The organism is Streptomyces sp. NBC_00076, assembly GCF_045041235.1.
Lineage (GTDB): Bacteria > Actinomycetota > Actinomycetes > Streptomycetales > Streptomycetaceae > Streptomyces.
Window position 1 is genome coordinate 9,889,703 of the sequence record NZ_CP108242.1, and the last position, 24,924, is coordinate 9,914,626.

The 24,924-nt window shown below is 71.3% G+C and carries 17 protein-coding genes and 1 pseudogene; 14 read left to right on the plus strand and 4 right to left on the minus strand.

What is annotated here, in order from left to right; genetic code table 11:
• Positions 1-55: 55 nt before the first annotated feature.
• Positions 56-2,809 carry an ABC transporter permease subunit gene (locus OHA64_RS44135; RefSeq protein ID WP_405622847.1) on the minus strand — a complete coding sequence of 918 codons (2,754 nt, stop codon included), beginning with the start codon at positions 2,807-2,809 and terminating at the stop codon, positions 56-58.
• A gap of 128 nt (positions 2,810-2,937) precedes the next feature.
• Here OHA64_RS44135 and OHA64_RS44140 point away from each other — a divergent pair, with 128 nt between their 5' ends.
• From OHA64_RS44140 to OHA64_RS44155, 4 genes and pseudogenes are all read left to right on the plus strand, one after another.
• Positions 2,938-4,176 (plus strand): ABC transporter substrate-binding protein, encoded by a 1,239-nt coding sequence (locus OHA64_RS44140; RefSeq protein ID WP_405622848.1) that lies wholly within the window; start codon positions 2,938-2,940, stop codon positions 4,174-4,176.
• 131 nt (positions 4,177-4,307) lie between these two features.
• A pseudogene (locus OHA64_RS44145) lies at positions 4,308-4,928 on the plus strand (ABC transporter ATP-binding protein); the annotation flags it as partial.
• Between the two features lie 17 nt (positions 4,929-4,945).
• Positions 4,946-6,286, plus strand: a complete 1,341-nt coding sequence (locus OHA64_RS44150) for a hypothetical protein (RefSeq protein WP_405622849.1) — start codon at positions 4,946-4,948, stop codon at positions 6,284-6,286.
• On the plus strand, positions 6,286-7,686 hold the full coding sequence (locus OHA64_RS44155; RefSeq protein ID WP_405622850.1) for an acyl-CoA reductase: 1,401 nt from the start codon (positions 6,286-6,288) through the stop codon (positions 7,684-7,686). Before OHA64_RS44150 ends, OHA64_RS44155 begins: the two co-directional genes overlap by 1 nt.
• A 91-nt stretch (positions 7,687-7,777) precedes the next feature.
• Here the strand turns inward: OHA64_RS44155 and OHA64_RS44160 are convergent, their stop codons facing one another.
• Positions 7,778-9,448 (minus strand): PucR family transcriptional regulator, encoded by a 1,671-nt coding sequence (locus OHA64_RS44160; protein ID WP_405622851.1) that lies wholly within the window; start codon positions 9,446-9,448, stop codon positions 7,778-7,780.
• Between the two features lie 227 nt (positions 9,449-9,675).
• Between OHA64_RS44160 and OHA64_RS44165 the strand changes: the two genes are divergently transcribed.
• From OHA64_RS44165 to OHA64_RS44175, 3 genes are read left to right on the plus strand one after another with little or no spacing between them, the layout of a single operon-like run.
• Positions 9,676-10,944 carry an aspartate aminotransferase family protein gene (locus OHA64_RS44165; protein WP_405622853.1) on the plus strand — a complete coding sequence of 423 codons (1,269 nt, stop codon included), beginning with the start codon at positions 9,676-9,678 and terminating at the stop codon, positions 10,942-10,944.
• On the plus strand, positions 10,941-13,826 hold the full coding sequence (locus OHA64_RS44170; protein ID WP_405622854.1) for an FAD-binding and (Fe-S)-binding domain-containing protein: 2,886 nt from the start codon (positions 10,941-10,943) through the stop codon (positions 13,824-13,826). The genes OHA64_RS44165 and OHA64_RS44170 overlap by 4 nt, the downstream gene beginning before the upstream one ends.
• Entirely contained in the window at positions 13,823-15,262 is a 1,440-nt protein-coding gene (locus OHA64_RS44175) for an NAD-dependent succinate-semialdehyde dehydrogenase (RefSeq protein ID WP_405622855.1), read from the plus strand. Before OHA64_RS44170 ends, OHA64_RS44175 begins: the two co-directional genes overlap by 4 nt.
• Before the next feature lie 13 nt (positions 15,263-15,275).
• Here the strand turns inward: OHA64_RS44175 and OHA64_RS44180 are convergent, their stop codons facing one another.
• Complete coding sequence (locus tag OHA64_RS44180) at positions 15,276-16,019, minus strand: IclR family transcriptional regulator (protein WP_405624367.1); 744 nt, start codon at positions 16,017-16,019, stop codon at positions 15,276-15,278.
• Between the two features lie 229 nt (positions 16,020-16,248).
• Positions 16,249-16,995 carry an IclR family transcriptional regulator gene (locus tag OHA64_RS44185; RefSeq protein WP_405624368.1) on the minus strand — a complete coding sequence of 249 codons (747 nt, stop codon included), beginning with the start codon at positions 16,993-16,995 and terminating at the stop codon, positions 16,249-16,251.
• Between the two features lie 280 nt (positions 16,996-17,275).
• On the opposite strand from OHA64_RS44185, the gene solA reads away from it, so the two are divergent.
• Genes solA through OHA64_RS44220 form a run of 7 tightly spaced genes read left to right on the plus strand, consistent with a single transcriptional unit; the run spans position 17,276 to position 24,909 of the window.
• A complete protein-coding gene (solA, locus tag OHA64_RS44190; RefSeq protein ID WP_405622857.1) occupies positions 17,276-18,415 on the plus strand; it encodes an N-methyl-L-tryptophan oxidase in 1,140 nt (379 codons plus the stop codon).
• 2 nt (positions 18,416-18,417) lie between these two features.
• Positions 18,418-19,479, plus strand: coding sequence for a succinylglutamate desuccinylase/aspartoacylase family protein (locus OHA64_RS44195; protein ID WP_405622858.1), 1,062 nt, complete (start codon positions 18,418-18,420; stop codon positions 19,477-19,479).
• 55 nt (positions 19,480-19,534) lie between these two features.
• Entirely contained in the window at positions 19,535-20,641 is a 1,107-nt protein-coding gene (locus OHA64_RS44200) for an ABC transporter substrate-binding protein (RefSeq protein WP_405622859.1), read from the plus strand.
• Positions 20,634-21,773 carry an ABC transporter ATP-binding protein gene (locus OHA64_RS44205; RefSeq protein WP_405622860.1) on the plus strand — a complete coding sequence of 380 codons (1,140 nt, stop codon included), beginning with the start codon at positions 20,634-20,636 and terminating at the stop codon, positions 21,771-21,773. Before OHA64_RS44200 ends, OHA64_RS44205 begins: the two co-directional genes overlap by 8 nt.
• Positions 21,774-21,776: 3 nt before the next feature.
• Entirely contained in the window at positions 21,777-22,670 is an 894-nt protein-coding gene (locus OHA64_RS44210; RefSeq protein ID WP_405622861.1) for an ABC transporter permease, read from the plus strand.
• Positions 22,667-23,533 carry an ABC transporter permease gene (locus OHA64_RS44215; RefSeq protein ID WP_405622862.1) on the plus strand — a complete coding sequence of 289 codons (867 nt, stop codon included), beginning with the start codon at positions 22,667-22,669 and terminating at the stop codon, positions 23,531-23,533. The genes OHA64_RS44210 and OHA64_RS44215 overlap by 4 nt, the downstream gene beginning before the upstream one ends.
• Entirely contained in the window at positions 23,530-24,909 is a 1,380-nt protein-coding gene (locus tag OHA64_RS44220) for an aminotransferase class III-fold pyridoxal phosphate-dependent enzyme (RefSeq protein ID WP_405622863.1), read from the plus strand. The genes OHA64_RS44215 and OHA64_RS44220 overlap by 4 nt, the downstream gene beginning before the upstream one ends.
• The last annotated feature ends 15 nt before the right edge of the window (positions 24,910-24,924 follow it).

The following is a 24,924-nucleotide window of genomic DNA, read 5'->3' on the forward strand; positions in this document are numbered from 1 at the left end:
CGGAGGCGCTTCAGTACGGCGCCTCCGGCTTTCTGCTGTCCCCGTGCGCGGCCGGTCAGGCCAGCGTCTCCGGCTCCAGGTCGCCCAGGTAGGCCGCCCGCACCGCGGGATCGAGGCGCACCTCCTCGGGCGTGCCGGCGCAGATCCGGTGTCCGAAGTCCAGTACGACGACCTGGTCGCAGACGCTCATGACCATGTCGACGTCGTGCTCGACGAGCAGCACCCCCATGCCCCAGTCCTCGGCCAGCCGCCGGACGAGGTGGGCCAGCTCCCGCGTCTCGTCGTCCGACAGTCCCGCCGCGGGTTCGTCGAGGAGCAGCACGGACGGCGAGGCCGCCATCGCCCGGGCGATGGCCAGCAGCCGCCGCTCGCCGTAGGACAGGTCGCCCACGGGTCGGTCCAGACTGTCCTCCAGCCCGAACTCCCGTACCGCGACCAGCACATGGGCGGGCAGCGGGCGACTGCCGGGACGGACCAGGTCCGTGAGGTACGCCCAACGGCCGGGACGGTCGCAGGCCGCGTACAGGTTGTCCAGGACGGTCATGTCCTCGAACAGCTCCAGCGACTGGAAGGACCGGCTGAGCCCGGCCGCGGCCCGCCGGTGCACGGGCAGCCGGGTCACGTCCCGGTCGCCCAGACGCACGACGCCGGACGCGGACCGGGTGAATCCGGTGACGGCGTCGATGGCGGAGGTCTTGCCGGCGCCGTTGGGGCCGATCAGCCCGACCACCCGGCCCGGTTCGACGTCCAGCGAGAGCCCGTCGACGGCGACGACACCGCCGTAGCGCACGGTGAGATCACGCACCTGGAGCGGGAGCGGCGCGGCGCGCGGCACATCCACTCCGGCCGCTTCCCGCTGCTCGCCCGGCGTGGCCTCCGGTACGGCCTTCCGCACGGCCGCGGTCGCCTCTTCGGCCTTCCGCGCGGGCGCGCCGCGCTTCGAGGCCACCCGGTGTCGGATGTCCGCGGCCCGGCCGCCGAGTTCCTTCGCGATGCCGTCCTGGTTGCCCACCAGCGTCAGGACCAGGATGACCCCGCCGATCAGCGGCATCCACTCGCTCAGCCCGGGCAGCACCAGGTCCCCGAACCGGGCACCGACCGTGCCGGCGGCGAAGGTCGCGCCGAACAGCGGTCCGACGAGGAAGCCGACGCCGCCGATGACCGCGAGCCCGAGCGCGGTGATGGAGTTGAAGCTGGCGAAGTCGGAGAAGACCACCGAGGTCGAACGGAAACCGGTGAGCACCCCGGCGAGCGCGGCGATGGCCGCGGACAGGCCGAAGGCGTAGAGCTTGGCCGCGCGGACGTCGATGCCGAGGGCGGCGGCGGCCCGCTCGTTCGCCCGTACGGCGACGAGACGGCGGCCCGTTCGGCTGCGCCGCACGTTGGCGACGACGAGCACGGCGGCGACGAACAGCACGAGCACCACGGAGGCGTACCGCTGCGGATGGTCGACTCCGGAGACGCTGATCCCGAAGAGGGTCTGCTTGCCCACGGCGATGCCGTCGCTGCCGGTGGTCGTGGACAGGTCGGTGTTCTGGAAGACCATCGCCTCCAGCGTGGTGCCGAGGCCGAGCGTGATGATCGCGAGGTTGACGCCGCGGGTGCGGACCGCCGGGAGCGCGAAGAGCAGGCCGATCGGCACGGTTCCCAACACACCTGCCAGCAGAGCGAGTTCGAAGGGCCATCCCCAGTCGGCCGCGGTGTGACCCGCGATGAAGGCGCCGGTCCCGGCGAGGGCGTACGCCGCGAGGGACACCTGCCCCGCGTAACCGGTGACCACGATGATCGACAGGATGATCAGCGACAGCACCAGGGTGGTGGTGATCGCGTCGGCCCACAGCGGTGTCGACAGGCTCACCAGTACCAGCCCGACCACGACCGTGAGAGCCAGCGGTACGGGGCGAACCCTTCCGGTGCCCAGGCCGGGCAGCCGGTCCAGGAACATGCCGCGCAGCGGGAGCGCCCGGCCGCGTGCGACCAGCACCAGGGCGATGAACAGGAAGGGCACCGACGAGGCGAGCCCGGTGACGTCGGTGCCGAAGCGGGTCAGTTCGGACTGCACGACCCCGATGACCAGTCCGCCCGCCAGCGTGACGGGGAACGACGAGAACCTGCCGACGAGGGCGGCGGCCAGCGCGCTCAGCAGCAGGGTGGTCAGGCCGGTCACCGACAGTCCGATCACCGGCACGATCAGGATGCCCGTGAGCCCGGCCAGCGCCGAGCCCAGCGCCCAGTTGCCGGTGGCGATCAGATCCGGGGACCAGCCGAGCGCGGCGGCGGCACCCTCGTTCTCCGCGACCGCCGTGGTGCCCAGGCCGAACAGGGTGCGCTTGTACAGGAGATGGAGGAGCGCGGTGATGGCGAGCGCGATGGCGAGCAGCCAGACGCGGTCCTCGGAGACCGTCGCCCCGGCGACCGTCAGCAGCTTGGTGGGCAGCTTGCCCGGCACCAGTTGCAGGCTGTCGCCGTAGCGCTTGACGGCGATCGCGGTGAGCACGATGAACACCGCCAGGGTGCCGACCAGCCGGGCCAGCGAGGAAGCCCTGCGTAGCGGACGGAGCACCAGCAGATGGGTGAGCACGCCCAGCACCGCGGAGGCGAGCACACCGCACGCGGTGGCGGGCCAGTACGGCACATCGTGCTGGGAGGCGAGCTCCCACTGGACGTAGGCGCCGGCCATCCCGATCGCGCCGTGCGCGAAGTTCAGGACGCCGGAGCCCCGGTAGACCAGCACGATGCCGTGGGCGGTGAGCGCGTAGAGCGCGCCCAGCCCCAGGCCGAGCAGCGCGAAACGCAGGATGTCGTCCATCGGGGAACCTCCCGGTGCGGGGCCGAGACAGCACATTCATTTAAATAATTGTGCCGAGAGTACTTCACTAACTGCAAAACGCACCCCATGCTGTTCGCCATCTCGACGACGAGCCCCGCGGAGGAACCATGAACGACTCACGACGACGCAGAACGACGGCTGCGAGCTGTCTCGCGGTGACCGGAGTCCTGCTCGCCGCAGGGTGCGGGGGAGAGGCGTCCGGCAGTTCGGCCGAGACCTCCTCGCTGAAGGGCACACCGGTCAAGGTGATGGTCTGGACCCCGGAGGACACCCAGGGCAGCGCCCAGCCCGGGGTCCGGCTCACCGCCCAGGCGTACGAAAAGTGGATCAACGCCAACGGCGGCATCAAGGGCGCCCCGCTGAAGGTCCTCACCTGCAACGAGAAGAACAACCCCGACGAGGCCGAGAAGTGCGCCCAGCAGGCGGTCGCGGAGAAGGTGGTCGCGGTGGTGGGGTCGTACAGCCTCGCCGGTGACCGCTACATGCCCATCCTGCAGAAGGCCGGCATCCCGTACATCGGCGGCACCGGCGTCTCGGCGGCGGAGTTCTCCAACCCGCTGTCCTTCCCGGTCAACGGCGGCACCCCGGTGGTGTTCGCGGCCCACGGCCGGCAGCTGGTGCAGAGCGGCTGCAAGAAGATCTCCGGCGTGCGCTACGACGTGGCCGCAGCCGCCGTCGTCTCGCAGTTCCTCACCCTCGGCGCGGTCTCCGCCGGGGCGCCGGCGCCCAAGGACATCAAGGTGCCGCTCACCGCCTCCGACCTCGCTCCGCAGGTCGCCGCCGCCACCAAGGGCAGCGACTGCGTGAGCGTCATCATGGGCACCGCCTCGGGCCTGTTCGTGAAGTCGTACGTGCAGTCCGGCGCCAAGACGAAGCTCGGCAGCGTCGTCGGCAACCTCACCCCGCAGCTCGCCGAGAGCACCGGCGGCGCGAGCAGTCCGCTGGAGGGCGCCGCGATCACCGGTTACTACCCGCCGATCTCCGACCCCGCCTGGAAGGACTTCGTCGCGGCGGCCAAGGGCAAGGACATCGACACCACCAACGGCGCCAACGGCACGACCTGGGTGGCCTTCAAGGTCTTCACCGAGGCCGCCCAGAAGCTGTCCACGATCTCGGCGAAGGCCCTGGTGCAGGAGCTCGACACCACGTCGGGCATCGACACCGGCGGACTGACCCCGGCGCTGACCTGGAAGCCGTCGACGGCCCTGCCGATCAAGGGTCTGGACCGCATCCACAACACCACCGCCACCGAGCTGACCATCCGCGGCGGAAAGATCGAGTGGGCGAAGGCGGGGTCGACGTTCGTCGACGTGCGCAAGCTGCTGACGGCGCCGCACGCCGGCTGATCGTCCGCCGCGAGAGCGACCCGGAGCCCGAGCAAAGGAGCCCGTCCGTGGACGACACCGGACACCCCCTGATCGAAGCACGCGCCCTGTCCGCCGGATACGGCAGTCAACCCGTCGTACGGGACCTCGACATCGAGGTCCGCCCCGGCGAGGTCGTCGCCCTGCTCGGACCCAACGGCGCGGGCAAGACCACGACCCTGCGGGTGCTGGCGGGCGACCTGAACCCGATGGGAGGCGAGGTGCGCTGGCTGGGCGGGACCGGCCGCGCACCGCTGCACCGCCGCGCCCGTCAGGGCCTGGCATACGTCGGGGAGCGGGCGGTCTTCACCCGCCTCGACACCGCGGACAACCTGCGGGTCGGCCGGGTGCCGGCCCGGCAGGCCCTGCGGCTCTTTCCCGAACTCGAGAAACGACTCAGGACCGGCGCGGGCATGCTGTCGGGCGGCGAGCAGCAGATGCTGTCCCTGGCGCGCGCGTTGGGCCGCGCCCCCAAGCTGCTCCTCGCGGACGAACTGTCGCTCGGCCTCGCCCCGCTCGTGGTCGACCGGCTCCTGCGCGCGGTGCGCGAGGCGGCGGACCAGGGCCTCGGCGCGCTGCTGGTCGAACAGCACGTCCGCAAGGTGCTGGACATCGCGGACCGGGTGTACGTCCTGCACCGCGGCCGCGTCACCATGACCGGCACCCCGGCGGAGCTGCGCGCCGATCTGACCGCGATCGAGTCGTCATACCTCGCGAAGAACGCGACGTCCTAACTGATTGAGGTGGTTCTGTGGCAACCGCACGCGAGCAGCTCCGGGCCCTGGTCGCATCCGACGACCCGTTCGGCCAACCCGGCCAGGACACCCGGGAGTTGCAGCTGGAAGCAGCGCGGGAGGCCTTCGCCGCCCACCGCGAGCGCGTCCCGCTGCTGCGCACCCGGGCGGAGGAGACCGACGTACGCGAGATCACCGGTTTCGAGGACCTCGTGCCGCTGCTGTTCTCGCACACCAGCTACAAGTCGTACCCGCTCTCCCTCATCACCGGCGGCCGCTGGGACCGGCTCCTGCGCTGGTACGCGACCGTGTCGGCGGTCGAACCCAAGGACGTCGACATCGAGGGCGTGAACGACATCGACGAGTGGACCGAACGCGTCACCGCCGCCGGCCACCGCCCGTACATCACCAGCGGCACCTCGGGAAAGGTCTCCTTCCTCAACTGCGACGCCGGCGACCTGAGTTTCCTGCACGACATCCTGGAACACGTCACCTGCTGGCCCGACCCGCTCCCGCCGAAGCCCACCCGCCGTGGCTATCTGCTCGCACCGGCGAGCGGTCCGATGCGGTCCATCGACGGCTTTCGCTGGCACGCGGACGTCTTCGCCAGGCCCGGCGAGACACAGCTGCTCACCGAGGAGCCGCTCAGGGTGTCCGAGCTGATGAGCAGCGCGCTGCTGCGCCGCCGGATGGCGGAGGGCACCGCGACCCCGCAGGAGATCAGTTCCTTCGAGTCCGCCTCCGAGTCCCGCGAGGAGGAACTGGGCGCGGCCGTCGCCCGGATCGTCGACGACATCGCCGCGCACCGCGACGAGCCGCTGCTGATCGCCGGGATGAACAACCAGCAGTTCACCCTGATCCAGGCGCTGCGGGCCCGGGGTGTGGCCGACGGGAGCCTCCACCCGGACACGCTGGTGCTCAGTGGCGGCGGCAACAAGGGCCGGGCGCTGCCCGACGACTACCAGGCGCAGTTCGCCGCCTTCTACGACGGCGTGCGGCGCGTCCGCAGCTACGGCATGACCGAGATGCAGGGCTCCTGCCCCGCCTGCGAGAAGGGCAACTACCACGTGCCGCCGTGGGTGATCCCCCTCGTGCTCGACCAGCCGGGCGAGACGCTGCTCAATGCGGAACACGGCGTCGTGGAGGGGCGGTTCGCCTTCCTGGACGTCTCCCTGGAGGGCCGCTGGGGCGGACTCATCAGCGGCGACCGGGTCTTCGTCGACTTCTCGCCGTGCGACTGCGGCAGAGCGGGACCCGTCGTCCTGCCCGACATCCGGCGCTACGGCGACCTCGGCGGCGACGACAAGGTCACCTGCGCGGCGACACTCGACTCCTACGTGCGAGGGATGATCCACTGATGAGCGGCACCATGCTCGACACCACCGCGGCAGGTTCCGTACCCGTCGTCCACGTGGTCCGCGGCGAGGTCGACCACAACTCCCACACCGCGCACGGCCGTCCCGGCGCCGCCTTCACCGCGCCGGCCCTCGACCTGGACCACCTCGTGTGGCCCCGCACCGAACCCGGGCCCGCGTTCCAGGTGCCCGTGGCGGAGATCGTCGACCTGCTGGTGGAGACCGGCGAGGCGCTCAGGGCGGACCGCGAGGGACTGCTCGCCGAGGCACTGGAGCGGATGGTCCGGGTCAGTCCGCTGCCCGCGGAAGTGCTCGAACGCGCCTACGCCGTGCTGTGGCGCAGCTTCCAGCGGCCCGGCCTGTACGCGCAGATCGACCACGAACTCGGTGGCGCGGACGTGCTCGACGGCTGGCGCGAGGTGCGGCTGCCCGGGAACCGGACCGCGGCCACCCGCGCCTTCCCGCCGCGCCTGGTGCACATCATCGCCGGCAACGCGCCCGGTGTCGCCGCGATGTCCGTCGTGCGCGGAGCCCTCACCAAGGGCGTCAACCTGTTGAAGCTGCCCTCGAACGACCTGTTCACCGCCACCGCGATCCTGCGCACCATGGCCGCGGTGGCCCCCGGGCACCCCGTGGTGCGCTCGTTCTCCGCGGTGTACTGGCGGGGCGGCGACGAGACGGTGGAGAGCGTGCTGTTCCGCCCGCAGTTCTTCGACAAGCTGGTCGCCTGGGGCGGCGAGAGCACCATCCGCGGGGCGCTGAGGTACGTCGGCCCGGGGTTCGAGCTCGTCTCCTTCGACCCCAAGACCTCCATCTCCCTGATCGGCCGCGAGGCCTTCACGTCCCCCGAGACGCTGGCCCGGGCCGCGGAAGCGGGCGCCGCCGACGCCACGTTCTTCAACCAACAGGCCTGCGTCGCCAGCCGCTTCCAGTTCGTCGAGGGATCCTGGGAGGACGCCGACCGCTACGCCGCCCTCCTGTGCGAACGCCTCGGCGTGGCCCGGGAGTTCAGCTCGGCGGGCGGCCCTCAGGTCGCGACCGAACTGCGCGAGGAGATCGACGTCCTGAAGTCCATGGCCCCCGAGTACCGGGTGTGGGGCGGCTACGACGGCCGGGGCCTGGTCATCCGCTCTCCCGAACCCGTCGACTTCCACCCCGACGGAAAGATCGTCGACGTCGTTCCGGTCGGCGAGCTGTCCGAGGCCGTGCGGCACGCAGGGGTCGCCACCCAGACGGTCGGCGTGTACCCCGACTCCCGCAAGGCGGACCTGCGCGACGCCCTCGCCTGCGCCGGAGTGCAGCGCGTGGTGTCCCTCGGCGGGGCGGGCGGCATGCCCCCGGGCCTCTCGCACGACGGCTTCTACCCGCTGCAACGGCTCATGCGCTGGGTCAACGACGAGTGATCCCGGACGGGCGGTGCGGGTGGACCACACCTGGCTGCTGCTCAGCACCGGCCGTGCGCGGGGTCGTCGGCGCGCCTTGTGTCACCGTGCGTCAGCCGAGCCGGAGAACGTCGAGCGCGGTGAGCGCCACATGCAGTTCGGTGCGCTGTTCGCCGGACTCCAGGTCACGTTCGAGGAGCCGCTCGATGGTGCGCAGGCGTTGGTAGACGGTCTCCCGGGACAGGGCGCCGAGCCGGGCGGTGGTGGTCTTGTTGCCCGCCGCGTCCAGATAGTGGCGCAGGGTCGACAGCAGATCGGTGCCGTGCCGGGCGTCGTGCTCGATGAGGCGCCCGAGCTGTCGCTCGGCGTAGTCCTGGATCCGGGTGTCCTCGCGCAGCGCGTACAGCAGGTGGCGCAGGCCGATGTCGGACAGCTCGTGGAAGGTCCTGCCCTCGGGGAGCGGTCCGCCGGGCAGGGCCGCCTCGGCGACGCGGGCCGCCGCGCGGAAGGAACGAGCGGCGTCGGAGAGGAGGGTGACCTCCGGACCGACACTCACGACAGCCTCGGGACACAGGTCGAGGACGACACGGCTCAGCCGCTCGACGACGGGCCGCCACGGCTGGGACGGCCGCAGGGCCAGCAGGACGCCGAGCCGGCCGGGGGCCAGTGTGCCGACGAGCGCCGGCACACCCGTCGTCCTGAGCTCCTGCGACAGCCGGGCCTCCGGACCGCTGTCGTCGTCCTTGCCGCGGACGTCCGCCAGCACGGCCAGGAAGAGGCCGCCCTCGGTGGGCAGGCCCAGCGCGGCCAGCCGGGCATGGGCGTCCTCGGGGGAGTGGTGGCGCTGTTCGGCGAGATCGCGCAACGCGCTGCGGTGTGCCGTGCGCTCCCACGGGGTGGCGTGGATGAGACGGGCGATCGTGAGGGCCATCGCCGTACGCTCCAGGACGGTGACGTCCTCGGGCACGAACGCCGCCGGAGCGGAGGCCGGGGTGCCGGACGGGGGCGGGAGCATGGCGACCCGTCCCCAGCGTTCGCCCTGGTACGCCACGGGCGCAACGAGCCAGCTCTCGGGGCCGCTGACCTGCGTGTGATCGCCGGGAGGTGTCGCCCTGGAGCGCTGTTCCCAGCCGGTCAGGGCCTCGTCCACGGTGCTGCCGGAGGGCTCGCAGATCAGCGCCTGGTGCACCAGGTTCTCCAGGACGACCGTGCGGCCGCTCATCTCCGCCGCCGCCCGCACCACCTCCTCCGGGCCCGAGCCGCGCAACGTCAGGGCCGTGAACGCCTCGTGGACGCGTTGGGTCCGGCGCATGGCATCGGTCTGGTTACCGAGGATGAGGGTGTGGACGACCTGGGTGACCTCCAGGAAGTTGACGTCCTCGGCCAGGGTGACGAGCGGCAGTCCACGGGTCCGGCAGGCCTGGATGAGCGCGTCGGGCGGCCGGTGGTAGCGCCGTACGAGTTCGATGACCAGGGCCGCCGCGCCGACGTCGGCGAGTTCGTCGACGTAGCGGCGCACGCCCGCCGTGTCCTGAGGCAGCGGCATGCCGGTGGTCAGGACGAGTTCGCCGCCCTTGAGGAAGGAGGCGGGGTCCGTCAGTTCGGTGATGTGGACCCAGCGGACGGGTCGGTCGAGCCCAGCCCCGCCGGTGACGACCTCCGGCCGCCCCGCGGCCAGCACCGGGAGGGCCAGGACGTCGGCGATCGTCAGCACACCGCCCGTGGGGGCGCCGCCCGGGCCGCCGGCTTCGGACGTCCCGGACCTTTCGACATACTCGCTCATGGTGCCTCCCTGCCCGCCCGGACACTGTGACAAGCGTGGCTGACCTGCGCAACAGCGGGCCGACGGTGGTTCACCGGAGCCTCGGACGCCCCGCCGCACCCGGCTCGGTTGACACAACGTCCGAACACCGCCTCCCGGCTGGACACATCACGCGTTGTCCGCTTCCGAACGGGTGGAGATGCTCGGGATGCCGGAGTAGTCCGCAACGCATTGGCCGGGAGACGAACATGACCGCACTGTCGCCGCACCTTCGCCAGGCAACGCCCGTCGTGGCAGCCCGGGGCGAGGGCGTCCACCTGTACGGCGAGGACGGCCGCCGCTATCTCGACTTCACCGCCGGCATCGGCGTCACCAGCACCGGCCACTGCCACCCCAGGGTCGTGGCGGCGGCGCAGGAGCAGGTGGGCACGCTGGTCCACGGCCAGTACACGACCGTCATGCACCAACCGCTGCGGCAGCTCGTCGACAGGCTCGGCGAGGTGCTGCCGACCGGCCTGGACAGCCTGTTCTTCACCAACTCCGGCAGCGAGGCGGTGGAGGCCGCGCTGCGGCTGGCCCGGCAGGCCACCGGCCGCCCGAACGTGCTGGTCTGTCACGGTGGCTTCCACGGCCGGACCGTGGCCGCGGCCGCCATGACCACCTCCGGCACCCGCTTCAGGTCCGGCTTCTCCCCGCTGATGAGTGGCGTGGTCGTCACCCCGTTCCCGTCGGCCTACCGGTACGGCTGGGACGAGGACACCGCCACCCGCTTCGCCCTCCAGGAGCTCGACTACACCCTCCAGACCATCACCTCGCCCGCCGACACGGCCGCGGTCATCGTCGAGCCGGTACTCGGTGAGGGCGGATACGTGCCCGCCACCCGAGCCTTCCTGGAGGGACTGCGGGAGCGGGCCGACCGGCACGGCTTCCTGCTGATCCTCGACGAGGTGCAGACCGGGGTGGGCCGCACCGGCCGGTTCTGGGGACACGACCACTTCGGGGTCACGCCCGACATCCTGATCACCGCCAAGGGCCTCGCCAGCGGATTCCCGCTGTCCGGCATCGCCGCCTCCGAGGAACTGATGGGCAAGGCCTGGCCGGGCTCGCAGGGCGGCACCTACGGCGCCAACGCGGTGTCGTGCGCCGCGGCCGTCGCCACCCTCGACGTCGTCCGCGACGAGAAGCTCGTCGAGAACGCCGAGACGATGGGCGCCCGGCTGCGGCACGGCCTGGAGCAGGTGGCCGCGCGGACCGAGGCCATCGGGGACGTACGGGGCCTCGGCCTGATGCAGGCCTCCGAGTTCGTCACCGAGGACGGCAGCCCCGACCCCGAGACCGCCGCCCGCGTGCAGCGCGCCGCCGTCGACGAGGGCCTGCTCCTGCTGCTGTGCGGGGCCTGGAACCAGGTCGTGCGGATGATCCCGGCGCTTGTGATCGACGAGTCGGCCGTGGACGCGGGCCTTCAGGCGTGGGCGGCCGCGGTGGAGACCGGTACGTCCGGAGCGGCACGGCGATGACGAACGCCACCCGCGACCTGGCCGGTCTGTCGGCCCGCCTCGCGCAGACCGCGCCCGGCCTGCGGGTGGAAACCGGGCCCGGAGGCACGGGCCCCTACGCCTACGACGCCTCCAACTACCGGGTGCCGCCGCGTGCGGTGGCGTTCCCGCGCACCACCGACGACGTGTGCGCGGTGCTGCGGGCCTGCCGGGAGGAGGGCATCCCGGTCACCGCCCGGGGCGGCGGCACCAGCATGGCGGGCAACGCGGTCGGACCCGGTGTCGTGCTGGACTTCTCCCGGTACATGAACCGGATCCTGGCCATCGACACCGAGGCGGGCACGGCGCGCGTCGAGGCGGGCGTGGTCCTCGACACGCTGCGGGACGCCGCCGGGGGCCACGGGCTCACGTTCGGCCCCGACCCGTCCTCGCACAGCCGCTGCACCCTCGGCGGAATGATCGGCAACGACGCGTGCGGCAACCGGTCCGTCCGCCACGGGCGGACCAGCGGCCACATCGAATCCCTGGACATCGTCACCGCCGACGGGACGCGTGCCGTGGCCGACCACGCCGGACTGCACGCCGCCGACCCGGACGACACCGACGCGGTCCGACGCGTCGCCCGCCTCGAAGCGGACGTACACCGCCTGATCGCCGACAACCTGGCGCCGATCCGCACCGAACTCGGCCGCGTCCCCCGCCAGGTCTCCGGCTACCAACTGCACCACCTCCTGCCGGAGAACGGCTTCGACGCTGCCCGCGCCCTGGTCGGCACCGAGGGCACCTGCGCGGTCGTCACGGGCGCGACCGTACGTCTGGTCGCCACCGCACCCGCCTCCGCGCTGCTCGCCCTCGGCTACGACGACGTCGTCGACGCCGCCGAGGACGTCCCGGAGATCCTGCGCTGGGAACCCACCGCCGTGGAGGGCATGGACGAGGCGATCGTCGCCACCATGCGCGCCCGGCGCGGTCCGGACGCCGTCACCGGCCTGCCCGAGGGGCGTGCCTGGCTCTACGTCGAACTCGACGGCGAGGACCCGGCGACGGTCACCACCCGGGCGGCCGAACTGCTCGACGTCCTCAAGGCCCGGGGCCGGATGACCGGCGGCCGGGTCGTGGAGAGCGCCGCCGAACGCCGCTCGCTGTGGCGGGTCCGCGAGGACGGGGCCGGGCTCGCCGCCCGCCTGGTGGACGGCCGCGAGTCCTGGCCCGGCTGGGAGGACGCGGCGGTCGCCCCCGAGGACCTCGCCGTCTATCTGCGGGACTTCCGTGACCTGCTGGCCCGCCACGAACTCACCGGGGTGCTTTACGGGCACTTCGGCGCCGGCTGCGTGCACGTGCGCATCGACTTCGACCTCGCCACGCAGGCCGGCCGGGCCGCCACCCGCCGGTTCCTCACCGAGGCGGCCGCCCTCGTCGTCGAGCACGGCGGGACGCTGTCGGGGGAGCACGGCGACGGGCGGGCGCGCGGTGAGCTGCTGGAGATCATGTACAGCCACCGGATGGTCGAGACGTTCGCCGCCTTCAAGCGGATCTTCGATCCGGAGGGGATCCTGAACCCCGGCGTCATCGTCGCTCCGGCCCCGCTCGACGCCGACCTGGCGCTGCGCGAACTGCCCCTCCTCGACACGGCGTTCACCTTCCCGCACGACAAGGACGGCTTCACCGGCGCGGCCCGCCGCTGCGTCGGCGTCGGCCGCTGCCGCGGTGATGCGGGCGGCGTGATGTGCCCCAGCTACCGGGCCACCGGCGAGGAGAACGCCTCCACCAGGGGCCGCGCCCGCCTGTTGCAGGAGATGGTGCGCGGCGAGTCGATCCAGGACGGCTGGCGCTCGACCGAGGTGCGTGACGCCCTCGACCTGTGTCTGTCCTGCAAGGCGTGCTCCACCGACTGCCCCGTCGGCGTCGACATGGCGACCTACAAGGCCGAGTTCCTGCACCAGCACTACAAGGGCAGGCTCCGGCCCCGTTCCCACTACTCGCTCGGCTGGCTGCCCCTGACGTCCGCGCTCGCCGGTTTCGCCGCCCGCCCCGTCAACGCCCTGCTGCGCGGGCCGCTCGGCAGGCTGCTGGCCCGGCTCGGAGGAGTCACGACCCGGCGCTCGATCCCCGCGTTCGCCTCCCGACGCGCCCTGCGCTCCCAGCTGCGCGGGACGAGAACCGCCGAACCGGCCACGGCACTGCTCTTCGTCGACAGCTTCACCCGTGCCTTCCGCCCCCAGGTCGCCGGGGCCACCGCCCGGGTGCTCGCCGACGCCGGGATCCCCAGCACCGCCCGGGACGGCCTGTGCTGCGGGCTGACCTGGGTCAGCACCGGCCAGCTGTCCGTGGCACGCCGCGTGATGGCCCGTACCGTCGCCCACCTGGACGACGGCGGCGACGCGCCCATCATCGTCGCCGAGCCGAGCTGCGCCGCCGCGCTCAGACGCGACGTGCCCGAACTCCTCGACACCGACGCCGCCCGCCGGGTCGCGGCCCGCGTCCACACCCTCACCGGCGCGCTGACCGACCTCGCCGCCCCGGACTGGACCCCGCCGCCCCTGCCCGCCGGCGTCGTCCTGCAGACCCACTGCCACGAGTACGCCACCTTCACCGACCGCCGCCCGCGCGACCTGCTGCGCCGGCTCGGCGTACGGACCGTGGACGAGGCGGAGGGCTGCTGCGGACTCGCGGGGAACTTCGGCTTCGAGGCCGAGCACTACGACACCTCGATGGCCGTCGCCGACCTCGCCCTGAAACCCCGCATCGAGGACCTGCCCGACCGGGACCGAACGGTCGTCGTGGCCGACGGCTTCAGCTGCGCCACCCAGATCGACCACCTCGCCGGTGACCGAGGCGTCCACGCGCTCCATCTCGCGGAACTGCTCGACCCCGCCGCCGATCGACCAGGAGAGACACCATGACCGACACACTTACCCAGTTGTTCATCGGCGGGGCCTGGGTGGACGCCGCGGACGGCGCCACCATGCCCGTCGACGACCCCGCGACCGGCGAGATCCTCTGCCAGGTCGCCGACGCGGGCCCCAAGGACGCCAGGCTCGCGGAGGACGCGGCCGTCCAGGCGCAGGAGGAATGGGCGCGCACCGCGCCCCGGGCACGCAGCGAGATCCTGCGCCGCGCGCACGAGATCATCCTCGAACGCACCGACGAGCTCGCCCACCTGATGACGTCCGAGATGGGCAAGCCGCTCGCCGAGGCCAGGGGAGAGGTGGCGTACGCCGCCGAGTTCTTCCGCTGGTTCTCCGAGGAGGCCGTCCGGATCGACGGCGGATACGGCACCCTGCCCGACGGCCGCAACCGCATGCTGCTCTCCCGCCGCCCGGTCGGCCCCTGTCTGCTGATCACCCCGTGGAACTTCCCGCTGGCCATGGGGACCCGCAAGATCGGCCCGGCGATCGCGGCCGGCTGCACGATGATCCTCAAGCCGGCCCCGCAGACCCCGCTGTCCAGCCTCGCGCTGGCCGGGATCTTGAAGGAGGCCGGACTCCCGGACGGCGTACTGAACGTCGTCACGACCTCCCGGGCGGGAGAGGTGTGCGAACCGCTGCTGCGCGGCGGCCGGATCCGCAAGCTCTCCTTCACCGGCTCCACGCAGGTCGGACGGCTGCTTCTGGCCCAGTGCGCCGACGCGGTCGTCCGTACGTCGATGGAGCTGGGCGGCAACGCGCCCTTCATCGTCTTCGACGACGCCGACCTGGAGAAGGCCGTGGACGGGGCGATGACCGCCAAGATGCGCAACATGGGGGAGGCGTGCACCGCCGCCAACCGCTTCTTCGTGCACCGGTCGGTGGCGGAGGAGTTCGGCCGGCGGCTCGCCGCCCGCATGGGAGCGCTCGTCGTGGGACCGGGCACGCGGGACGGGGTCGACGTCGGCCCGCTGATCGACACCAAGGGCCGCGCCAAGGTCGAGGAACTGGTCGGCGACGCGGTGGACCGCGGCGCCCGCGTGCTCGTCGGCGGCCGGACGCCGGAGGGCCCCGGATGTTTCTACCCGCCGACCGTGCTCACCGACGTCGATCCCGGCAGCCGTCTGATGGACACGGAGATCTTCGGTCCGGTGGCGGCGATCCTCACCTTCGACGAGGAGGACGAGGTCGTGCGCCGGGCCAACGACACCCCCTGGGGGCTTGTCGGCTACCTCTTCACCGAGGGCCTGGACCGAGCCCTTCGCATCAGCGAACGCCTGGAGGTGGGCATGGTGGGCCTCAACACGGGCCTGGTGTCGAACCCGGCGGCGCCGTTCGGCGGCGTCAAGCAGTCGGGCCTCGGCCGGGAAGGCGGCCGGGTGGGGATCGACGAGTTCCTGGAGTACCAGTACCTGGCGATCCCCGTGGGATGACGGCGCGGGTCCCTCACCCGAGGCGGCGGGCGGTGATCTCCGCCGCCGTGTCGGTCACCACTCGCCCCAGCTCGGCGAGCCGGCCGGGCTCGAAGCGGGAGTCGGGAAGGGAGACGGCCACGGCGGCCAACGGCGTGCCGTCCTCGTCGAGCACGGGTGCCGCGATGGCGCAGACGCCCGGCCGGTACTGGTTGTGGTTGACGGCGTATCCACGGTCCTTGACGCGACGGAGCTCCACGCGCAGCTCCTCCGGGTCGGTGATGGTCTCCTCGCCGTAGCCCTCCAGCGTGCTCGCCGCGAACTCGTCGACTTCGGACTTCGGCAGATGGGCGAGGACCGCGTGCCCCGTGGCCGTGGCGTGCAGGGGTGAGGTGTCGCCGATGGCGTGGAAGGTCCGTACGGGGTGGTCGCAGTCGACGCGGTCGACGACGACCATGCCGTGCAGGGCGTCCGGAACCGACAGGTGGATGGTCTCGTTCACCGTGTCGCGGAGCCGGATCATGGGCTCGCGTGCGGCGGCGAACAGGCTGGAGCCCTGTAGAGCGGCGGGCCGTACGGCGAGGACGCGCGCGCCGATTTCCCAGCGGGTGGTGTCCTTGCGGTTGGCCCGCAGCCAGCCCGCCTCGGCCAGCGTGACCAGAGTGCGTTGCACGGTCGATTTGGGCAGGCCGAAGAGCTTCGTCAGCTCCCCGACGGTCACGGGCTGATGCTGGGCGACCGCCTCCAGGACGCGTAGTGACCTGGTGACGCTCTTCATTTCCATCCCGGTGCCCCCTCGGATCCTGACTCCTTCCCGGAGCCACAGACAATGAGTGTGCCGGATCCTAGCACGGCGTTCCATAATGTGGCACGACTTCGGGGTTCGGTCTTCCTTCCGCCCGGCGATCGGCGAGGCTGCCGCCACATGCACGGAGGGTGGGCTCCCACGCCGCGCGTGGGAGCCCACCCTCTCTGGCGCGGCGCCCCGCAGGGTCACCGCCGTCCGTTCAGGCGCCCAGGTGGCGCCGTGTGATCTCCGCGGTCGTGTCGGCGACGAGGCGGCCCCACTCGGGCACCCGGTCCGCGTCGTACCGGGACTCGGGCATGGAGATGGCCACCGTGGCGAGTGGTGTGCCGTCCTCGTCGAGGACCGGCGCGGCGACGGCGCAGACGCCCGGCCGGTACTGGTTGCGGTTGACCGCGTAGCCGTCGGTGCGGATCCGGTCGAGCTCGGCGCGCAAGTCGTCGGGGTCGGCCGGTGTCGTGTCGCTGAAGCGCTCCAGGCCCCCCGTGATGAGCTCCTCGACGTCCTGCTTCGGCAGATGGGCGAGAACGGCGCGCCCGACGGCGGTCGCGTGCAGGGGTGAGGTGTCGCCGATGGCATGGAAGGTCCGTACGGGGTGGTCGCAGTCGACGCGGTCGACGACGACCATGCCGTGCAGGGCGTCGGGCACCGAGAGGTGGATGGTCTCGTTCACCGCGTCGCGGAGCCGGATCATGGGCTCGCGGGCGGCGGCGAACAGGCTGGAGCCCTGCAGTGCGGCGGGCCGGACGGCGAGGACGCGCGCGCCGATCTCCCAGCGGGTGGTGTCCTTGCGGTTGGCCCGCAGCCAGCCCGCCTCGGCCAGCGTGATCAGGGTCCGCTGCACGGTCGACTTCGGGAGGCCGAACAGTTTCGTCAACTCCCCGACGGTCACGGGCTGATGCTGGGCGACCGCTTCCAGTACGCGCAGCGACCTGGTGACGCTCTTCATTTCCATCCGATTTCCCCCCGTTAATCCTCGGAATCTCTTGCGGACACCCTCTTGACTCCCCTCCGTGCCACTGCCATTGTCTGTGCCAGATTCTAGCACAGCGTTCCACAATGTGGCACGGCTCTACGGGAGGACCCGAGGAGAGCCGGAACCCCGAGAACCGGACGGATGCGAGCCGTAGGTCCTGCCAGGACCAAGCCCCCGCCCAAACCCACTCGAATCGAACAGCCTCGCGCCGGGGGCTCAGCATGCGCCCCCGGCGATACGAAAGGAAAGCCCTGTGTCAGCTGCCAGGAAGCGCGTCGCCGTGGTGGGCGTCGGAACGATGGGCAGCCAGGCCGCCTGGCGGCTGGCGGCCCGCGGCGCGGAGGTCGTCGGATACGACCGCTTCGCCCCCGGCCACGACCGCAGCGCCGCCGGCGGTGAGACCCGGATCTTCCGCAGTGCCCACTTCGAGGACTCCCGGTACGTCCCGCTGCTCAAGCACGCCGACGCCCTGTATGAGCAGCTCCAGCAGGAGACCGGCCGCGAACTGCGCCGCCTGACAGGGTGCCTGCTGATGGGGCCGACCGGGCACCACCAGATGGCGACGGTCCTGCAGTCCATCGCCGAGCACGACCTGGACCACGAGGTGCTCGACGCCGAGTCGCTGGCCAAGCGCTTCCCGCAGTTCCGGATCGAGGACGGCGACGCGGCCGTACTCGATCGCAGAGCCGGCTTCATCCGCCCCGAGCTGACCATCCAGACCGCCGCCCGCCGCGCCGAGCAACTGGGCGCCACGATCCACCGCTACACCACGGTCCGGGAAGTCGTCCCCGTCGCGGGCGGCGTGGAGATCCGCACCGACGCCGGCAGCGAGCGCTTCGACACGGCCGTCGTCACCCCCGGCCCCTGGGTCAACGACCTGCTGCCCGACCTGCCGTGGGAGGTGGACATCCGCCGCCTCGTCAGCGCCTGGTACGTGCCCACCACCGACGCCTGGTTCGGCGAGGAGCGCCCGGCGTTCATCCGTACCGCGCCCACCCACTGCTACGGCCTGCCCTCCCCGGACGGCGTCTCCGTCAAGCTCGGCCTGTCCCGCGCCCTGCACCGGCCGGCCGGCGACCCGAACCAGCTGGACCGGACCGTGGCTCCGGAGGAACTGCGGATCTTCTCCGAGCTGATCGAGCGTCACATGCCGGACCTGCACCCCGACCCGACCCGCCTGTCCGTCTACATGGAGGGCTACACCGAGAGCAGCCGCCCCCTGGTAGGCCCGCTGCCCGGCACCGGCGAGAACGTCGTCCTGCTCGCCGGGTTCTCCGGCCACGGCTTCAAGCTCTCGCCCGCCTTCGGCGACATCGCCGCCGATCTCGCACTGGACGGCTCCTCGCCACAGCCCATCGACTTCATTTCCACGCTCGACCGAGCGGAGGCCTGACCATGAGTGACCACACGCTCTCCGTCGGCGCTCTGCACGCCGAACCCGGCTCCAAGGCCCGCGGCACCGTCCGCGCAGACCTCGGAACCCTCACCGCGGACATCCCGCTGACTCTGGTCAACGGCACCCGCCCGGGCCCTCGGGTCGTCATCACCGCCGGGGTGCACGGCGGCGAGTTCACTCCCATCGACGCCGCCGTGCGCCTGGCAGACCTGTTGGAACCCGGAAAGGTGCGAGGGCAGGTCGTCATCTGTCCCGTCGCCAACCCCAACGCCGTGTACCAGGGACGGCTCAACGTCTCCCCGGTCGACGGCGTGAACATCAACCGCGTCTTCCCCGGCGACCCCGACGGCGGCCCCACCGAGCGGCTGGCCGCCTGGCTCTTCACCCACCTGGTCGACGGCGCCGACATCTACATCGACCTGCACTGCGGCGGCATCGACCAGGTCCTGCGCGACTTCGTCGGCTACCGCCTCACCGGTGACCCGGACCTCGACAAGGCGACGGCCGAACTGGCCGGCTCCTTCGGCATCGAGGACGTCATCATCGGGCTGACGGCCGAGGGCGGCAACAGCCACGCGGCCGCCGCCCGGCGGGGCGTCTCCGCGGTCCTCGTCGAGGTGGGCGAGCTCGGGCAGCGTGACGAGCCCACGGCCCGCCGCCGCGTCGACGGTCTGCTCCAGGCACTGCGCCAAGTGGGCGTACTGGACCCGGACGACTCCGCCCAGACGCCGATCCGCGAGTGGGTCTGGTCCGCCGGAGTCACATCCGAGGCCACCGGCCTGTGGTACCCGGAGTTCTCCTTCGACGCCGACGTCATCGGCGAAGTGGCCCAAGGCGACGTCCTCGGCCGCATCGTCGACCCGGCCGACGGCCGGGAGTTCACGGTCCACGCCCCGGCCGGCGGGCGGATCGTCTACGGCATGCACGGCCTCACCGTCCACCCCGGCACCGAACTGGCCGCCCTGGCCATCCCGTGGGACCCCGACACGGCCACGCGACCCGACACCCTGCCGGTCCCCGGCATGGGCCGCGGATCCGACGAGGCGGACCCCCGCCCCTAGACACCCATTCCCAGCCGTCCCTCTTTCCCCGTAGCACCACCCCAGGAGGCACACCATGAGAGACGCCCGTATAGACCGCAGGCTCTTCCTGCGCGGCGCCGGCGGAGCCACGGCGGGTCTCGCCGCTGCGACCGCCCTCAGCGCATGCGGTACCGGCACCAGCCGCACCCCTTCCGGCAGCGCCAAGGGCGGCAGCAAGACGGTGGTCGTCCGCGACAGTGGCGGTTCCTACGGCGCGGCCCTGCAGAAGGCGATCTACACGCCGTTCACGCAGGAGACCGGGATCGACGTCAAGGTGCTGAACCTGGACGACGCCCCGCTGCTGGCCCAGATCAAGCAGGGCCGCCCGCAGTGTGACCTCATCAACAACGCGATGATGTCTCACCTCAAGTACGTGGCGCAGGACGCTCTGGAGACGCTGGACCGCGACCGGGTCAAGAGCGTGAAGAGCGCGAAGATCCCTGACAATCAGATCACCGACCATGCCATCGGCAACAGCTTCTACGGTCAGTGCATCGCGTACCGCACGGATGCCTTCGGCGGTAAGAAGCCGGAGTCGTGGGCGGACTTCTGGGACACCAAGGCGTTCCAGGGTGACCGCGCGATGGTCCACCCGGACGGTGACCTGCCCGAGCTGGAGTTCGCGCTGCTGGCCGACGGCGTACCCATGGACAAGCTGTACCCGCTGGATGTGGACCGGGCATTCAAGGTGCTGACCCGGCTGCGGCCCCACATCAAGAAGTTCTGGGACAGCGGCCCGCTCCCGGGTGTGCTGCTGAGCCGCCAGGAGGTGACGATGTCCACCGTCTGGGACGGCCGGGTCGCCGATATGAAGAAGCAGGGCACCCCGGTCGAGCGGCAGCTCAACGGCATGCGCCGCCAGTTCCAGGGCTACGCCATCGCCAAGGGCGCGGCCAACGTGGACGGCGCCTACCAGCTGATGGACTTCTCGCTGCGTGCCGAGACCCAGGCCAACCTGGCCAAGACCTTCCCGTCGAACCCGTCCTCCCCGCTGGCCTACGCCAAGCTGACCGAGGACGAGCGCAACGCCCTGTCCGGTGCGCCGCAGTACTACGACAAGGGCTTCGACGTGGACGTCGACTGGTGGCTGAAGAACGAAGCGGCCGTCACCAAGCGCTGGCTGGAGTGGGCTCGTGGCTGAATTCGGTGTCGTCACACCTTCCGTGAAGGCGGCCGGCGGCCTGCCGGCCACCGCTACCGGCAAAGCGCTGTCGGTGGTGGCTCTGCGCAAGAGCTACGGGGACGTCGTCGCTGTCGACGAGGCGTCCATGGAGATCGCGGCCGGGGAGTTCGTCACCTTCCTCGGCGCGTCGGGGTCGGGCAAGACCACGACCCTGATGATGATCGCCGGGTTCTGTGAACCCGATTCCGGCACCATCACCGTCGGGGACCGTGACGTCACCCGGCTCGCCCCGCAGAAACGCAACCTCGGTTTCGTCTTCCAGCAGTACCTGCTCTTTCCGCACATGAGCGTCCGCGAGAACGTCGCCTTCCCGCTCACGCTGCGCGGAGTGCCGAAGGACGAGATCCGCAGGCGGGTCGGGGAGACGCTGGAGATCGCCGGCCTGTCCGGGTTCGGCGGCCGCAAGCCGCGCGAGCTGTCCGGCGGTCAGCAGCAGCGCGTCGCCCTGTGCCGGGCACTGGTCTACCGGCCTCCGGTCATCTTGATGGACGAGCCGCTGGGCGCGCTGGACAAGAAGCTGCGCGACCAGCTCCAGGTCGAGATCAAGACCATCCAGCAGGAACTGGGCCTGACCGTCATCTACGTGACGCACGATCAGGAAGAGGCGCTGGTCATGTCGGATCGCATCGCGGTGATGCGCAACGGGCTGATCGAGCAGTTCGACACGCCGCGTGAGCTGTTCGAGCGGCCGAAGACCCCCTTCGTCGCGGACTTCCTCGGCGCGGCCAACTTCCTGCCCGGCCGCGTCGAGCAGCACACCGACGCCCACACCCTGGTCCGCCTCGACAAGAGCGGTGGCCTGTTGAAGGCGCGCCGCCACCAGCTGGCCTCCGGCACTCAGGTCAAGGCCGCCGTCCAGCCGGGCCGACTGCGGGCCTGCGCCACCGACGACGGTTTCTGTACCGGCACGGTCGAGACCGCCACCTATGTGGGCACCCTGGTCCGCGCGGGCGTGCGGGTCGACGGCGGGGAGGCGCCGCTGCTGCGCCTGGAAGTACCCGCCGGCCGCGGCCCCGTCGCCGGCGAGCGGGTCGGGATCGCCGCTGACCCGGACGACGTCAACCTCTTCCCCACCGAACAGGGCGGGTGAGCCATGGCCGCCACCCTCGCGGGGGCTCCTGCCCGTCCGCGCAAGCTGCTGGCCTCGCGCAAGACCCGCGTCGGGATCATCTACGCGCTGCCGGTCGTCGTCTATCTGCTGGTGCTGTTCGTCTACCCGATCTTCAGCACACTCCTGCTCAGCCTGAAGAACGCCGACGGATCCTTCACGCTGCACTGGTACGCCGAGGCGCTGAGCGGGGTCAACCTCTCCGTCCTGTTCACCACGCTTCGGATCTCCGCGGAGACGGCGCTGCTCAGCCTCGTCTTCGGGTTCCTCCTGGCCAACGCGATCTCCCGGCTCAAGCCGATGTGGGCCGCACTGGCCATGCTGATCGTCGTCGTCCCGCACTTCATCAGCGCCCTGGTACGCACCTACGGCTGGATCATCCTGCTCGGCGACAAGGGCCTGGTGAACGAGACCCTGACCGGCCTGCGGGTACCCGGCGCGCCGTTCCAGCTGCTCTACAACGAAGTCGGCGTGGTCATCGGTACCACCTCCATGATGCTCCCCTACACCGTGCTGCTGCTGTACGGGGTGATGCGCGGCGTGGACCGCCGCCTGCTGGCGGCCGCGGCCAGCATGGGTGCAGGCAGGGTGACGATCTTCAGCCGTATCTACCTGCCGCTGGTCGCCCCCGGCCTGGCCAGTGCCGGGCTGCTCAGCTTCATTCTCTCGCTGGGCTACTACATCACCCCCGCCCTGATGGGCGGACCCAAACAGACGATGATCGCCACCCTCATCAACCAGCAGGTGACGAAGGACAACCAGTGGAACGGGGCGGCCGCACAGGGCGTCATCCTGCTGCTGCTCACCATCGCCGGACTGCTGCTGGTCAAACTCATCAGCTCCCTCGGCGCCAGCCGTAAGAAGAGGAGCGCGTCATGATGGAACTGCGCAAGACCCTCGCAGGGCGGATCGCGCTCACGGCCATCGCCACCGTGATCCTGCTGTTTTTGGCGCTGCCGATCGTCGTCATCCTCGTCACCTCCTTCAGCAACAACGCCTTCGCCGACTTCCCGCCGAAAGTGTGGACACTGAACTGGTACAGGGCCCTGTTCGCCGACGGCAGCAAATGGCCGGCCGCGCTCTCACTGAGCGCCCTGGTCGCCGCCCTGAGCACCGTCTTCTCACTGATCATCGGTGTCACCGCGGCGACCGCCCTGACCCGCAGCGAACTCCCGCTGCGCTCCGCGGTCTACGCCCTCGTCCTCGGACCACTGGTCATCCCGCAGATCGTCACCGCACTCGGGCTGTTCCTGCTCTTCGAGCCCGCCGCGATGCTGGGCAGCCCGATCGCCATCGCGCTCGGCCACACCGTGCTGGCCGCGCCGATCGCGGTGCTCATCCTGATCGCGACCCTGCGCGGCATCGACGAACGCCTCGAGGACGCCGCCGCCAGCATGGGCGCCGGCCGTCTCACGATCGCCCGGCGGATCACCTTCCCCCTCGCCGCCCCAGGCATGATCGCGGCGGCGGTCTTCTCCTTCATCACCAGCTTCGACGAGTTCTACATCTCCCAGTTCCTGTCCTCGGTCGACACCGTCACCCTGCCGGTGCAGGTCTACAACTCCCTGACCTTCGAGATCGACCCCAGCGTGACCGCGATCAGCGCGATCCTCATCGCCTTCGCGATCGTCGCCCTCGGTCTGGTGGCCCTGGTGCGCTGGCTCGGCTCGGGGCGGCAGGACTCCCTGCTGTCGGTCGAGAACACGGTAGGAGTCGCCGCTCCGGGAGGTGAGGCCGTATGACCGCCCCCGCTCAGTCGACCACCGCCACCGCTCAGCGGCACCTGCTGCTGAACATGACCGCCAACGGTTCGCTCGGCCCCGAGGGCGAAGACCTCCTCGTCGTCCGGCGAGGGGAGGGCCCGTACGTCGAAGACGCGGACGGCAGGCGCTACATCGACGGCCTCTCCGGGCTGTACTGCTGCCAGCTCGGCTACTCGTACGGCCCCGAGTTCGCCGAGGCGGCGGAGAAGCAACTGCGCGAGCTGTGCTACAGCCCGCTGTGGACCGGCTCCGCGCACCCGACGGCGATCGAACTCGCCGAGCGGCTGTCCCGGATCGCCCCCGTGGACATCGAGCACACCTTCTTCGCGAGCGGCGGCGCCGAAGCTGTCGAGACCGCCTGGAAGATCGCCCGCCGCTACCACGCCCTGCGTGGCGAGCCGGGCCGCACCAAGGCCATCGCCCGGCGCGGCGCCTACCACGGCCTGACCATCGGCACCCTCTCGCTCACCGACGACCCCGGCCTGACGGAGCCCTACGGCCCGCCGGCGATCGACACCCGGTTCGTGTCCAACACCAACCGCTTCGGCCTCGCCCCCGAGTACGTCGACGACGAGACGTTCACCTCCCGCCTGCTCGCCGAGCTGGAGGCCGTGATCCTGGCCGAGGGCCCGGAGACGGTCGCCATGCTCATCGCCGAGCCGGTACAGAACCGCGGCGGCTGCATCACCCCGCCCGAGGGGTACTGGCAGGGGCTGCGGGCGCTGGCCGACCGGTACGGCTTCCTGCTCGTCGCCGACGAGGTGATCACGGCCTTCGGCCGGGTGGGGGAGTGGTTCGGCGGGGACCGCTACGGCGCCCGCCCGGACATCGTCACCGTCGCCAAGGGCATCACCGCCGGATACGCCCCCATGGGGGCAACCCTGGTCGGCAACCGCGTCGTCGAGGTCATCAATCAGCCCGGCGAGGTCCTCAACCACGGCTACACCTTCGCCGGGCACCCGCTGAGCGCGGCCATCGCCCTGCGCAGCCTGGAGATCATGGAGCGGGACAGGATCCTGGACAACGTCCGGGGCCTCCAGGACCACCTCGCGACCCGCATGAACGCCCTCACGGACCTGCCGATCGTCGGCGACGTCCGCGGCGCCGGGTTCTTCTACGCCTGCGAACTCGTCGGCGACCTGGACGACGGCGGCTTCAGCGACCTGGCCCGCGCCGGCCTGATCGTCGACCTGATCCCGCGCCGGCTGCGCGAGGCCGGCCTGCTGGCCCGCGTCTACAACCGCACCGCGCCACTGGTCCAGATCGCGCCCCCGCTGATCAGCGACCGCGCCCTCCTCGACCGTATCGCCGAGATCATCGCGGACACCCTCGACGAGGCGTCCGCCCGCCTCTGATTCACGTTTCGGAAA